Source organism: Dactylosporangium sp. NPDC051541, assembly GCF_044454505.1.
Lineage (GTDB): Bacteria > Actinomycetota > Actinomycetes > Mycobacteriales > Micromonosporaceae > Dactylosporangium.
Window position 1 is genome coordinate 114,720 of the sequence record NZ_JBITDU010000004.1, and the last position, 13,006, is coordinate 127,725.

The 13,006-nt window shown below is 72.4% G+C and carries 12 protein-coding genes; 4 read left to right on the forward strand and 8 right to left on the reverse strand.

All coding sequences use genetic code 11. The features are described 5' to 3' along the window. Positions 1-74 precede the first annotated feature (74 nt). The 6 genes from ACIA8L_RS20135 to ACIA8L_RS20160 are packed head-to-tail and all read right to left on the reverse strand — an operon-like array spanning position 75 to position 7,062. A complete protein-coding gene (locus ACIA8L_RS20135) occupies positions 75-509 on the reverse strand; it encodes a pyridoxamine 5'-phosphate oxidase family protein (RefSeq protein ID WP_395906559.1) in 435 nt (144 codons plus the stop codon). Beyond that, the gene (cydC, locus tag ACIA8L_RS20140) at positions 469-2,280 is read right to left on the reverse strand and encodes a thiol reductant ABC exporter subunit CydC (RefSeq protein WP_395906560.1); all 1,812 of its coding nucleotides are present in this window, start codon (positions 2,278-2,280) and stop codon (positions 469-471) included. The genes ACIA8L_RS20135 and cydC overlap by 41 nt, the downstream gene beginning before the upstream one ends. Beyond that, a complete protein-coding gene (cydD, locus tag ACIA8L_RS20145) occupies positions 2,277-3,881 on the reverse strand; it encodes a thiol reductant ABC exporter subunit CydD (RefSeq protein WP_395906562.1) in 1,605 nt (534 codons plus the stop codon). Before cydD ends, cydC begins: the two co-directional genes overlap by 4 nt. After that, a complete protein-coding gene (gene cydB, locus ACIA8L_RS20150) occupies positions 3,881-4,885 on the reverse strand; it encodes a cytochrome d ubiquinol oxidase subunit II (RefSeq protein ID WP_395906564.1) in 1,005 nt (334 codons plus the stop codon). Before cydB ends, cydD begins: the two co-directional genes overlap by 1 nt. 14 nt (positions 4,886-4,899) lie before the next feature. Then, positions 4,900-6,294, reverse strand: coding sequence for a cytochrome ubiquinol oxidase subunit I (locus ACIA8L_RS20155; RefSeq protein ID WP_395906566.1), 1,395 nt, complete (start codon positions 6,292-6,294; stop codon positions 4,900-4,902). Positions 6,295-6,339: 45 nt separating this feature from the next. Next, complete coding sequence (locus tag ACIA8L_RS20160; RefSeq protein WP_395906568.1) at positions 6,340-7,062, reverse strand: sigma 54 modulation/S30EA ribosomal C-terminal domain-containing protein; 723 nt, start codon at positions 7,060-7,062, stop codon at positions 6,340-6,342. Positions 7,063-7,200: 138 nt separating this feature from the next. On the opposite strand from ACIA8L_RS20160, the gene ACIA8L_RS20165 reads away from it, so the two are divergent. Together ACIA8L_RS20165 and ACIA8L_RS20170 are read left to right on the forward strand one after the other, a co-directional pair. Continuing rightward, positions 7,201-7,839, forward strand: a complete 639-nt coding sequence (locus tag ACIA8L_RS20165; RefSeq protein ID WP_395906569.1) for a response regulator — start codon at positions 7,201-7,203, stop codon at positions 7,837-7,839. Positions 7,840-7,905: 66 nt separating this feature from the next. Beyond that, complete coding sequence (locus tag ACIA8L_RS20170; RefSeq protein WP_395908041.1) at positions 7,906-9,585, forward strand: GAF domain-containing protein; 1,680 nt, start codon at positions 7,906-7,908, stop codon at positions 9,583-9,585. A 4-nt stretch (positions 9,586-9,589) separates the two neighbouring features. Here the strand turns inward: ACIA8L_RS20170 and ACIA8L_RS20175 are convergent, their stop codons facing one another. After that, the gene (locus ACIA8L_RS20175; RefSeq protein ID WP_395906571.1) at positions 9,590-10,030 is read right to left on the reverse strand and encodes a hypothetical protein; all 441 of its coding nucleotides are present in this window, start codon (positions 10,028-10,030) and stop codon (positions 9,590-9,592) included. Positions 10,031-10,193: 163 nt separating this feature from the next. Between ACIA8L_RS20175 and ACIA8L_RS20180 the strand changes: the two genes are divergently transcribed. Both ACIA8L_RS20180 and ACIA8L_RS20185 read left to right on the forward strand, forming a co-directional pair. Then, entirely contained in the window at positions 10,194-10,904 is a 711-nt protein-coding gene (locus tag ACIA8L_RS20180) for a response regulator transcription factor (protein ID WP_395906573.1), read from the forward strand. 82 nt (positions 10,905-10,986) lie between these two features. Further along, entirely contained in the window at positions 10,987-12,396 is a 1,410-nt protein-coding gene (locus tag ACIA8L_RS20185; RefSeq protein ID WP_395906575.1) for an ATP-binding protein, read from the forward strand. Here ACIA8L_RS20185 and ACIA8L_RS20190 read toward each other — a convergent pair. After that, positions 12,393-12,947, reverse strand: a complete 555-nt coding sequence (locus tag ACIA8L_RS20190) for a TetR/AcrR family transcriptional regulator (RefSeq protein WP_395906577.1) — start codon at positions 12,945-12,947, stop codon at positions 12,393-12,395. The genes ACIA8L_RS20185 and ACIA8L_RS20190 overlap by 4 nt on opposite strands. Positions 12,948-13,006: the final 59 nt, after the last annotated feature.

Below are 13,006 nucleotides of genomic sequence, written 5' to 3' on the forward strand. Positions count from 1 at the left end.
GCGCGGACGTGCTCGGGGCGGGGGCGTGAGCGCGGACGTGGGCGGGGGCGTGACCGTGGCGTGGGCGGGGCGGTTTAGCGGATTGACGTATTGCCGGTAATCGGTAATTCGACGACGAGCTCGAAGCCGCTGACCAGGTCGCAGTCGATGCCGATCACGCAGTTCATCGGTTCGTCGACCCAGGGGTGGAGGACGCTTTCGTAGTAGCGGAGGCGGTCCTCGGCCAGGATCAGGCGGGCGGTGCCGGTGACGACGACGCTCCAGCCGGACCGGGCGGTTGCGTCGATCTCGTCGACCTCGTAGGCGACGACGAGCGAGCCGTGGGCCGTCGCGGCCGACGCCAGGCCGTGGCCGAGGGCGCTGCGGATGATGATCGTCTCGCCGTCGAGCAGGTGGTTGACGGGGCGGATGGCCGGCAGGGCGTGGTCGGTGAACACCACCCGGCCCATCGGCACCGATGCGAGCAGTTCAAGACACCGTCGCCGCCCCAGCGAACGCAGTGTGCCCATGGACCTCACCACCTTCCGAATCCGCCGAAAACGAACCGACCGAAAACGAGCCCACCGCAGGTGAACCCACCGCGGGCAGGCCCACCGCGGGCGAACCAGATGCGGGCGAACCGGCCGAAGGCGAATCGGCGGCCGGCGAACCGGGTGCGAGGGAGATGATCGTGTCGACGTACTCACGCGCGTCCGGCCTGTGGGTGATCAGCAGGACGGTGTGCCCGCGGGTCGCTTCCATCAGGTCCCGCAGGAGGGCGGTCGCGGTCTCCTCGTCCAGGTGCTCGGTCGGCTCGTCGAGGACCAGCACCGGAAAGTCGGCGAGCAGGGCCCGGGCCAGGGCGATCCGCCGCCGCTGCCCGCCGGAGACGGCGACCCCGTGCTCCCCGACCGTCGTGGCCGGCCCGGACGGCAGGCCCCGGACCCAGTCGGCCAGCCGGGCGCGCTCCAGCACCGCGGCCAACTGCTCCGGGGTGGCGTCGGGCCGGCCGATCCGCAGGTTGGCCTCGATCGTGGTGTCGAACAGGTAGGCGTCGTCGCCGAGGTAGCCGACGGTCCGCCGTAGGTCGTCGCCCCGCAGTTGTCGCAGGTCGACCCCGCCGAGTGTGACCCTCCCGGCCGAGGGGTCGATCCACCGCACGAGCAGCGACGCGATCGTGCTCTTCCCGGACCCGCTCGGCCCGACCAGGGCGACCCGAGCCCCCGGCTCCAACGTGAACGACACATCCCGCACAACCGGCCGCCCCGGCACCCACTCGGCCGAAACCCCTTCAAGCCCCAGGGCCACCAAACGTCCAGCCGGAGCAACCGAAGGCACCGCACCACCGACAGCGGCAGCAGCAGAACCAACAGGATCAGGCGCCGGGTCAGCCGTCGCCGCAACCTCAGACAACCGACGCAGCGCGGCCCGGGCAGCCGCCCACTGCTGAGCCGCCACCGGCACACCCCCGACGATCTCGAAGACAGCGAGCGGCGTCAGCACGACGACGGCAAGCAGCTTCCCGTCCAGGGTCCCCCCACGGACGGCAAGCGCGCCCGCGACCAATGCGGCCAGCACGGCCAGCCCGGTGCACAGCGCAGTCACCGCCGCCGAAACCCCCGTGGCTCCGGCGGACCGCCGGGCCGCCGCCAGCAGCTTCTGATCCGTCCGATCAAGCGCCGCCAGAGCCTCGTCGACCGCCCCGTAGGCGATCAGGTCCGGCAGCCCCTGCACCAGATCAACGGTCCCCGCCGCCAGTGCACCCCGCAGCGGCGCCAGCCGGGCGTCGGCCCGCCGGACCAGCGCCGACTGCAGCACCGGAACCCCCACCCCGACGACCAGCACCCCAGCGGCGAGGGCGAGGCCGGCCGCGGGCAGGATGGCCCAGATCAGCAGGACGGAGGCGACCCCGGTCACCGCGGCCACCGCGAGCGGCAGCGCCACCCGCACGACCAGGTCGACGATCGACTCGACGTCGTCGACGAGCCGAGCGGCCAGGTCGCCGCACCGAAACCCGGAGAGGCCGGCGGGCGCGAGCCGTTCGAGCCGCCGGTACACACGCACCCGCACCACACCGAGCAGCCGCAAAGCACCGTCGTGCCCGGTCACCCGCTCCGCGTAGCGAAGCACGCCCCGCCCGATCCCGAACGCCCGCACGGCCACGATCGCGACCATGAGGTGCAGCACCGGCGGGTGCGTGGCCGCCCGCGCGATGAGCCAGGCCGATGTCGCCATCAGCCCGACCGCGCACAGCGCCGCCGCCACCCCGGACACCAGCGCGATGACGAGCCGCCCGATCATGACGCCACCCCGGCCACGGCCGGCAGCGCGATGACCCGGTCGGCGATGGCCACCAGGGACGGCCGGTGCGCGGCCATGATGACGGTCCGCCCGGCGGCGTGCGCCCGGATCGCGGCCAGCAGCTCGGCCTCGGTGTCCGGATCGAGTCCGGCGGTCGGCTCGTCGAGCAGCACGAGCGGCGCGTCGCGGAGGAACACCCGGGCGAGGGCGATCCGCTGCCGCTGCCCCGCCGAAAGCCCCGCCCCGTCGTCACCGAGCGGTGTGTCGAACCCGTCGGGCAGCGCCTCGATGAACGACAACGCACCGGCCTGAGCCGCGGCCGACCGCAAGGCCGCCACGTCCCGGGACGCGGCACCCACGCCGATGTTGTCGGCGATGGTGCCCGCGCCGAGCCAGGGCCGCTGCGGCAGCCAGGCCACCTCACGCAGCGCGGGCAGCGGCGAGACGGTGCCGGCGGCGGGGGTCACGAAGCCCATGAGCACGGACAGGATCGTCGACTTGCCGCCGCCGCTCGGCCCGGTCAACGCCACGAACTCGCCCGGCGCCACGACACCCGAGAAGGCGGGCAGCGGTGAACGCCCGGGGTAGGTGACGACGACGTCCGAGAACCGGATCGGGGCGGCGGCGGAGCCAGGAGCAGCAGGGGCGGCGGGCGGGAGTGGCGTCTCCAGGATGGCGAAGGCGGCCGAAGCCGCGGCCAGGCCCTCGGCGCTGGCGTGGTAGTTGGCCCCGACCTGGCGCAGCGGCAGGTAGGCCTCCGGGGCGAGGATCAGCACCAGCAGCGCGGTCGAAAGGCCCAGCGAGCCGTCGACGAGCCGCAACCCGATGCCGACCGCGACCAGCGCGACGGACAGTGTCGACAGCAGCTCCAGCACGAGCGACGACAGCAGCGCGACCCGCAGCGTGCGCATGGTGACCCGGCGCTGCTCGGCGCTGATCTCGGCGATCACCGCGGCCTGGCGCTTGGCCCGCCCGAACACGCGCAGGGTCGGCAGACCGGCCACGACATCGAGGAAGTGGTGCGAGAGGCGGGTCAGCAGCCGGAACTGCCGCCGGTTGGCCGCCTCGGTGTGCCGCCCGACGAGGGCCATGAACACGGGGATCAGCGGCAGGGTCAGCGCGATCGTCCCGGCCGCGACCAGGTCCGCCGGTGCGAGCCGGACGAGCACGATCACCGGCACGAGCACCGCCAGGACCAGCTGCGGCAGGTACTTCGCGAAGTAGGCGTCGAGCGCGTCGAGCCCCCGCGTCGCCAGCACCGACAGTGTCCCGCTCGGCGGCGACAGGGCCGGACCGAGCGCGGCGGCGTGGGTGAGCAGCCGGGCCCGCAGCTCCCGCTTGACCGCGGCCGAAGCCCGGGCCGCCGCCACCTGCTGAGCCCACGCGACCACCGCGCGGAGCAGCACGACCACGGCCAACGGGGCCACCGAAGCCCAACCGACAGTCCCGTCCTCCAGAAACACAAACGTGATCAACGAAGCGAGCAGGGTGGCCTGCGCGACGACGAGCAAGGCCAGGGCCACGCCCAGGGCGACGGAGAGCACCATGAAGGTGCGCGTCGCCCGGGCGTAGCGCAGCAGCCGCGGGTCCAGGGGCCGCATCAGTGCCCGCCGGCCGGGATGTGCTCGACCCGCAGCCGCCGCCGGAACACCCAGTAGGTCCAGGCCTGGTAGACCAGCACGATCGGGGTGAAGCAGACCGCGACCCAGGTCATGACCTTCAACGTGTATGGCGTGGAGGCCGCGTTGGTCGTCGTCAGCGAGTCGCCGCCGGGCAGGGTCGTCGGCATCACGTCCGGGAAGAGCGTGACGAACAGCGCGGCGACCGCGAGCACGATGGTCGCGCCGGTGGCGACGAACGCCCATCCTTCGCGCCGGGCCCGGGCCGCGAGGACGCCCGCGACCAGTGCGACCGCGGCCGCGCCGGACAGCGCCCAGCCCCAGGCGTCGTCGTGGGTCAGCTGCGTCCACAGCAGGAACCCGGCGGCCAGCACCACGGCCGGCAGCGCGACCCGCACGGCCACCCGGCCGGCCCGCGCCCGGATCTCGCCGTCGGTCTTCAGGGCCAGGAACACGGCCCCGTGCAGCAGGAACAGGCTGGTCGTGGTGAGGCCGCCGAGCAGCGCGTAGGGGTTGAGGAGGGTGAAGAAGCCGCCGACGTATTCGTGGTCGGTGCCGATCGGCACGCCCCGCACGATGTTGCCGAACGCGACGCCCCACAGCAGTGCGGGCACGAAGCTCCCGCCGATGATCGCCCAGTCCCAGTACTTCTTCCACTGTGGACCGTCGGACTTGCCGCGGTATTCGAACGCCAGCCCGCGCAGGATGAGCGCGACGAGGATGAGCAGCAGCGGCAGGTAGAAGCCGGAGAACAGGGTCGCGTACCACTCGGGGAACGCGGCGAACGTGGCCCCGCCGGCGACGATGAGCCACACCTCGTTGCCGTCCCAGACCGGGCCGATGGTGTTGATGAGCAGCCGGCGCTCGCGGTCGTCGCGGCCGAGGACCGGCAGCAGCATGCCGACGCCGAAGTCGAAGCCCTCGAGCAGGAAGTATCCGGCCCAGAGCACGGCGATGAGGATGAACCAGAAGGTGGTGAGCTCCATGCGCGTGCCTCCCTTCAGTACGCGAACGCGAGGGGCCGGTCGGGGTCATCTTCCCCGTCGGGTACGACAGTTTCCGGAGCACCGGCTTTGGCGTAGCGGACCATCAGCATCAGCTCGATGACGGCGAGCCCGCCGTACAGCAACGTCAGGACGATGACCGAGAACGCGGCCTGACTCGTGGCCACTGACGGCGACACGCTGTCGGCGGTCCTGAACAGCCCGAAGACCGTCCACGGCTGCCGGCCGACCTCGGTGAAGATCCAGCCGAACGAGTTGGCCAGCAGCGGCATGGCCACAGTGGACACCGCCGCGACCCACAGCCACCGCCCGCCCGGCAGGCGCCCCTTCCGGGTGCTCCACAGCGCGATCGAGGCCACCAACATCGCCAGCACCCCGAACCCGATCATCAGCCGGAAGGACCAGTAGGTCACCGGCACGTAGGGCACGTAATCCCCGGAGCCGTAGCGGGAGACGTATTCCGCCTGCAGATCATTGATCCCCTCCACCGATCCCTGCGGATCCGCGGTCGCCATGAACGACAGCAAGGAGGGAATCCGCACGCTGTACACCTCGTCGCGCCCGTCGAGCGAGCCGATGGTGAAGATGGAGAACGAGGCCGGCTGACTGGTGTCGTAGAGAGCCTCGGCCGCCGCCATCTTCATCGGCTGCTGCTCGGTCATGACCCGGGCCTGCAGGTCACCGGTGATGAGCACCGCGACACCGGACACCAGGATCACCCAGGCCCCGAGCTTCAGCCCGGGCCGGAACACCTCGACCTGGTTCCGCTTGCGCAGATGCCAAGCACTCACCGCGAGCAGCAGCGCGCCCGCGGTCAGGAAACACGCGGCGATGGTGTGCGGAAACGTGACCAGGGCCGTGCTGTTGGTCAGGACAGCGCCGATATCGGTCAGTTCGGCGCGGCCGCGAGCAGCGTTGACGACAAACCCCACCGGGTGCTGCATCCACGAGTTCGCGGCCAGGATGAAGTAGGCCGACAGCATCGTCCCGATCGACGCCAGCCAGATCGTGGCCAGGTGCACCCGCTTCGGCAGCCGGTCCCAGCCGAAGATCCACAGCCCGAGGAACGTCGACTCGAGGAAGAACGCGAGCAGCCCCTCGATCGCCAGCGGCGCGCCGAAGATGTCGCCGACGAACCGCGAGTAGGCGCTCCAGTTCATGCCGAACTGGAACTCCTGCACGATGCCGGTGACGACACCCATCGCGAAGTTGATCAGGAACAGCTTGCCCCAGAACTTCGTGGCCCGCAGGTACTGCTCCTTGCCGGTGCGCACCCACGCGGTCTGCAACCCGGCGACGAGCGCGGACAGGCCGATGGTGATCGGCACGAAGATGAAGTGATACACGGTGGTGATCGCGAACTGCCACCGCGCCAGGTCGAGCTTGTCCATGCCGCGATTCTGTTTCCACCCGCGGAACGCGGGGAGGGCCGAAGGTCACGTTCCCGCCGGGACCTTCCCGCCGAGCACCAGCCCGATGCCGCCGTCATACCGCCGGTACACCAGGTTGCCCCGGCCGGTCGACGGATCCGTGAAGAACAGGAAGGGCAGCCAGCCCTCGGTCATCCGCGAGGCGGCCGCGGACGGCGAGAGCACCGGCGGGCGCCGCGGATTGACCGTCGGCGCCGGCACGCCGGGAAAGTCGGCCGGGTGCATGCTGCGCTGCCGGGTCAGCTGCAATCCGGTCGGGCCGGCCCGGTGCACGACCGCGTCCTCCCCGGTAGCACTGTCGATGAACAGGTAGGCGTCGTAATCCATGGCCGCCAGGTGCGCCGCGGCCTGGCACACGCACCGGCGGTACAGCTGCGGAGTCTTCACGCGCGAAATCACCGGACGCCCGGGGACGGCCAGGGCCCGGCGCTCCGGATCGGGCCAGGGCCACGGCTCCCACGCCGTCGACAGGCGGCGCACCTGCCGGTCCAGCCGGGCCGCCCCGACGGCCAGGGCCTCCGCCGGGTCCCGGCCGGCGACCTGGATGCGCGCGGGCGCCCCGAACAGCCGCAGGTTCGCCTGCACCACCATCGGCCCGCCGGGCTCGGCCGCCCCGGTGACCCGCAGCCGCAGGTCGTCGTCGAGGCGGTGCCGGGTCGCGAGGGCGCCGAAGAGGGCCTCGGCGGCGATGCGCTCATGAGGGCCCAGGCTGCGAGCGGTGAGCTTCATGCTGCAACCCCGCCACGTCGCCGAAAGAAGCTACAGGGCCGAAAGTCCCGAATCCGCGGGACCCCGGCCGCCGAACGGCACATTTTGTCGAGCCGTTGTTCTCTGGCGGAGCGCGACGGCGATAGGTACAAAAGAGAGATGATCCGCGTGTACCTCCTCGACGACCACGAAGTGGTCCGCTTCGGCCTGCGGGAGCTCCTCGAGCGCGAAGGCGACATCGAGGTCATCGGCGAGTCCGGCTCCGCGGTCGAGGCCGCGCACCGCATCCCCGCGCTGCGGCCCGACGTGGCCGTGCTCGACGGCCGGCTGCCCGACGGCAGCGGGATCGACGTGTGCCGGGACGTGCGGTCCATCGACCCGACCATCAACGCGCTGATCCTGACGTCCTACGATGATGACGAGGCGCTGTTCGCGGCCATCATGGCGGGTGCGGCCGGCTACGTGCTCAAGCAGATCCACGGCACCGACCTCGTCGACGCCGTGCGGCGGGTCGCGGCCGGGCAGTCGCTGCTCGACCCGGCGGTGACGGCCCGGGTCCTGGAGCGCATCCGCAACGGTCCGCAGGAGCCGGACGAGTTCAAGCACCTCACCGACCAGGAGCGCAAGATCCTGCTGCACGTGGCCGAGGGGCTGACCAACCGGGAGATCGCCGAGCGGATGTTCCTGGCCGAGAAGACGGTGAAGAACTACGTGTCCAGCCTGCTGGCCAAGCTCGGCCTGGAACGGCGGACGCAGGCGGCGGTGCTCGCATCCAAGCTGCTACAAAAGAAACCGTGACCAAGGTGCTCCAAAAGAAGCCGTGACCAAGGTGCTGGAAAAGAAGCCGTGACCTCGCCGCTGCCACTGCCGGAACTCAAGCGCGTCGACCTGGACGCCCTGCTGCAGGAGCTGCTGGCCCGGGTCGGCGAGGTGATGACCAGCCGGGAGCAGCTGCGGGCGCTGCTCGACGCGGTCGTCGCGATCGGCTCCGATCTCGACCTGCACAGCACCCTCGAGCGGATCGTCGCGGCGGCGTGCCGGCTGGCCGACGCCCGCTACGGTGCGCTGGGCGTGATCGGCACCGACCGGATGCTCGTCGAGTTCATCAACCACGGCATCTCCCCGCAGGAGCGAGCCGAGATCGGTGACCTGCCCCGCGGCCACGGCGTGCTGGGCCTGCTCATCGACGAGCCGCGGCCGATCCGCCTCGAGGACATCACGCAGCACCCGCGGGCCTACGGGTTCCCGGCCAACCATCCGCCGATGCACAGCTTCCTCGGCGTCCCGGTCCGCATCCGCGACCAGGTGTTCGGCAACCTGTACCTCGCGGAGAAGCGCGGCGGCGAGCAGTTCACCCAGGACGACGAGGACCTGGTCGTGGCCCTGTCGATCGCGGCCGGGGCGGCGGTGGACAACGCGCGGCTCTTCGCGCAGGCCGATCGGCGCCAGCGCTGGCTGGCCGCGGCCGCCGAGATCACGTCGGTGCTGCTCGGCGAGGTCCGCCGCACCGAGGCCCTGGAGCTGGTCGCGACCCGGGCCCGCGAGGTGGCCGAGGCCGACCTGGCGATGGTCCTGCTGCGCACCGGTCCTGAGCACGAAGCAAACGACGACCGCCTCGTCGTGGAAGTGGCGGTCGGCGGGCCCACGGACGCGTCGGGCTGGTCGATCCCGATCGCCGGCAGCGACTTCGCCGAGGTGCTCGAGCACCGCCACGTGGCCGTCGTCACCGATCTCGGCGCGGCCGCCAACTGGCCGATCCTGCTGCCGACCGGCACCGCCCTGCTGGTGCCGCTCGCGGTGAACAACGTGGCCCTGGGGGCGCTGGTCGTGGCGTTCGGCAAGCAACACTCGGCGATCACCGAGGGGCTCGAGCTGGCCATGGTCGAGACGTTCGCCGGCCAGGCCGCCCTCGCGCTGGAGCGGGCCCGGGCCCAGGACGAGCGGGAGATGCTGGCCGTCGTCGGCGACCGCGAGCGGATCGCTCGCGACCTGCACGACGTGGTCATCCAGCGGCTGTTCGCGGCCGGGATGCAGCTGCAGGGCGCGGCCTACCGCAGCGCTCAGGACGACGTGCGGGAGCGCATCGGCCGGGTCACCGACGACCTGGACACGACGATCCGGGAGATCCGCGGCGCCATCTTCGAGCTGCGCGGCGCGAGCGGGCACAGCCTGCGCAAGGCCCTGCGCGACCTGGTCGACGAGGCGGCGGAGTCGCTCGGCTTCCGCCCGGCTCTGCGCATCGACGGCCCGATCGACACCGCCGTTGCAGACGCACCAAGAACAGCGCTGTTGGCGGTACTGCGAGAGTCGTTGAGCAATGTCGCGAAGCACGCCCGGGCCATGTCGGTCCGCGTCTCCGTCGCGGCCGGCGGCGGCTCCCTCGACCTGACCGTCGAGGACGACGGGGTGGGCCTGCCGGCGTCGTCGTCCTCCGGGCACGGCCTGCCGAACATGCGAGCGCGGGCCTCCGACCTGGGCGGCGAGTGCACGATCGCCCCGGTGGAGACCCGCGGCACGCGAGTCGCCTGGAAGGTCCCGATCTGACGGTTTACGACGCCGTCGGCGTCGGCGCGGCGGTGGTCGGCGCGGGCGCCGTGGTGCTGGTGGGGGCCGGCGGGCGGCGGTCACCCGGGCGGCCGTATCCGGGGCCGGGGCCGGGGCCGGGGCCGCGGTTGTCGCGCGGGTCGCCACCGCGGTAGTAGCCGTCGCGGCCGTCTCGGTCGAACCGGCTGTGCCCGGGCGGCCCGTGGTGGCCGAACACGACGGCGCCGACCGCGACCACGCCCGCGCCCAGGCAGCAGCCGACCACGAGGGCGACCAGGGCGATCAGCAGGCCACCGCGGCGGCCGTCGCGCGGCCAGCGACCCCAGGCGGGGCGCCGCGGCGGGGCGTACGGCGGTGGCGCGGAGGGCGGCGGGGCGGCCGGGGCCGGTGCCTCATCCTCGTCCGGCGGTGCCGGGCGCGCAGGTGTGAAGGGTTCTTCGCTCATCACTGGCTCCAAGTGGGGTCTACTGGTGCAACGAACACCAGCGTCGATCGCCCGCTTAAGGAGAGTGCGCCGATGATCATAAGAATTACGTGAGAGACGACCTCTTAGGGAATTCTTAGACCCACATCGCGCTGCTCTCACGGGCCGCGGCGACAGTCGGAGCATGGACGGAGGGGCGGGCGTGCGGATCCTGGTGGTCGACGACGACGCGGCGGTGCGGGACTCCCTGGCGCGGACACTGCGCTTCGAGGGCTACCAGGTGGAGACCGCCCCCGACGGCGCGCAGGCCCTGGCCGCGGTCAAGGGCCAGGAGCCCGACGCCGTCGTCCTGGACGTCAGCATGCCGGTGCTCGACGGCCTGGAGACGTGCCGGGAGCTGCGCATGGACGGCGTGCTGGTCCCGGTTCTCATGCTCACCGCCCGCGACAGCGTCGGCGACCGGGTGGCCGGCCTCGACGCGGGTGCCGACGACTACCTCGTCAAGCCGTTCGCGCTCCAGGAGCTCCTGGCCCGGCTGCGGGCCCTGCTGCGCCGCGCCCAGCGCCCGGCCGCCAACGGCGCCACCGGCGGCCAGCTCCACTTCGCCGACCTGCGGCTCGACCCGCAGACCCGGGAGGTGTGGCGCGGCACCCGGCCGCTGCGGCTGACCCGCACCGAGTTCTCGATCCTCGAGGTGTTCCTGCGCCACCCCCGGCAGGTGCTGACCAGGGATGTGCTGTTCGAGCACGTGTGGGGTTACGACTTCGGAGAGACGAGCAACAGCATTCACGTGTACCTCGGCTACCTGCGCCGCAAGCTCGAGTCCGAAGGTGAGTCACGCCTGCTGCACACCGTGCGCGGCGTGGGTTTCGTCCTGCGCGAGGACCCCCTATGAGCGGTACGGAGCGAAGCGACGTGGCCGCTCACCGGCAGCACAGCGTTGCCGCGGCGGCACCGGAGCTTGCGGAGGTGGCGACGTGAAGGGCTGGTGGGAGCGCCGGACGCTGCGGGACCGGCTCGCCATCCTGGTCACCGGCGCGGTGACGGTCGCCGTGCTCACCGTGGCCGTGATCGCGTTCACCGCGGTGTTCGGCATCCAGCACCGCCAGCTGCAGGCCCAGCTGACCACCGACGCTCAGGCCATCGCCGCCCAGCCGGACCAGTGGCGGGCCGGGGCCGGGCAGCTCCCCGCGGTCGACAAGGGGCCCGGGCCGCCCGGCGGGCACGGGCCGCCCTGGCACCGGCCCCGCGACTTCGGCACCCGCTGGCAGATCGTCGGCGCCGACGGGGTCGCCGTCAGCGACTCCACCTCGCTGCCGATCACCACGTCGGTGCGCCAGGTCCTCGGCGGGCGCCGCGCCTCGGCCCGCGAGATGGTGCTGATCGACGGGGAGCGTTACCAGATGCTGACCATCCCGGCCCAGGGCGGCGGCGTGGTGCAGGTCGCGATCAGCCAGGACCCGGCCGGTGGCATCCTGGTCCAGCTCGCCGTCCTGCTCGCCGTCGGCAGCGCGGTCGTGATCGCCGGCGCGGCCCTGCTCGGCCGCCGGATCGCGCGGACCGGCCTGACCCCGGTGTCCAACCTGGCCGAGGCGGTCGAGGACGTCGCCGTCACGATGGACCTGACCGGGTCGGTCCCGGTCCACGGCGTCGACGAGATCGCCCGCCTGGGCCGCTCGGTCAACACGATGCTGGGCGCGATCGACGCGTCCCGCCGCGCCCAGCGGACCCTGGTCGAGGACGCCGGCCACGAGCTGCGCACACCGCTGACGAGCATCCGCACCAACGTGGAGCTGCTGCTGGCCGTCGAGCGCCACCCCGAGCTGGCCCACCGCCTGCCGCCGGACGAGCGGGCGAAGCTCCTGGCCGACCTGGAGTCGCAGGTGGCCGAGCTGGCCACGCTCACCACGGAGCTGGTCGAGCTGTCCCGGGAGGAGACGGCCCGGGAGGAGCCGGAGCCGGTCGACTTCGCCGACGTCGTCGCGGCCGCCGTGGACCGGGTCCGGACCCGCGCGCCGGGCCTGACGTTCGCCACCGACCTGACCTCGGTGCCGGTGCACGGCCGGCCCGGGGAGCTCGAGCGGATGGTGGTGAACGTCCTGGACAACGCGGCGAAGTGGAGCCCGGCCGGCGGTACCGTCGAAGCCCGTCTGACCGCCGACGGCACCCTGACCGTGACCGATCGTGGACCCGGGATCGACGAGGCCGACCGGCCGCACGTCTTCGACCGCTTCTACCGCGCGACCGCCGCCCGTGGCCTTCCCGGCTCCGGCCTGGGCCTGGCCATCGTCGCCCAGACCGCGGCCCAGCACGGCGGCACGGTCGCGGCCACCCCCAACAGTCCACACGGGACGGTGCTCACCATCCGGCTGCCGGTCAGCGGCTAGCGGGCCCGCAGGCCGGCGACGACCAGGGCGACCATCCGGCGGGCGTCGTAGCCCGGGTCGCCGGCACCGATGCACAGGTTGCCGATGCCGTGCATGAGCAGCAGCGCCTCCAGGCCCGGCTCGATCTCGCCGGCCGCCGTCGCCGCGTTCAGGAGCTGGGCGCACACCGGGACGAGGCGGTCGAGGAAGTAACCGTGCAGGGTGTGGAAGCCGGCGTCGTCGGAGCGCATCGCCTCGGCCAGCCCGTGCTTGGTGACCAGGAAGTCGACGAACAGATCGATCCACGCGGTGAGCGCGGCGTACGGCGACCTCGCGGACGCGAGCAGCTCGGGGCCCGCGGCCGCGCACGCCTCGACCTGGTGCCGGTAGACGGCGACGACCAGGTCGGCCCGGGCCGGAAAGTGCCGGTAGATCGTGCCGACCCCGACCCCGGCCCGGGCCGCGATGTCGCGCACGGGCGCGTCGACGCCGGCGCTGACGAACGCCGCCGCGGCCGCCTCGAGCAGCGCCTCCTCGTTGCGCCGGGCGTCGGAGCGGCGCTTGCGTGGCACGGTAATCCCCATCACACCCCTAGTATGCGGAACCATGTTCCGGTTAACGTTGCGGAACA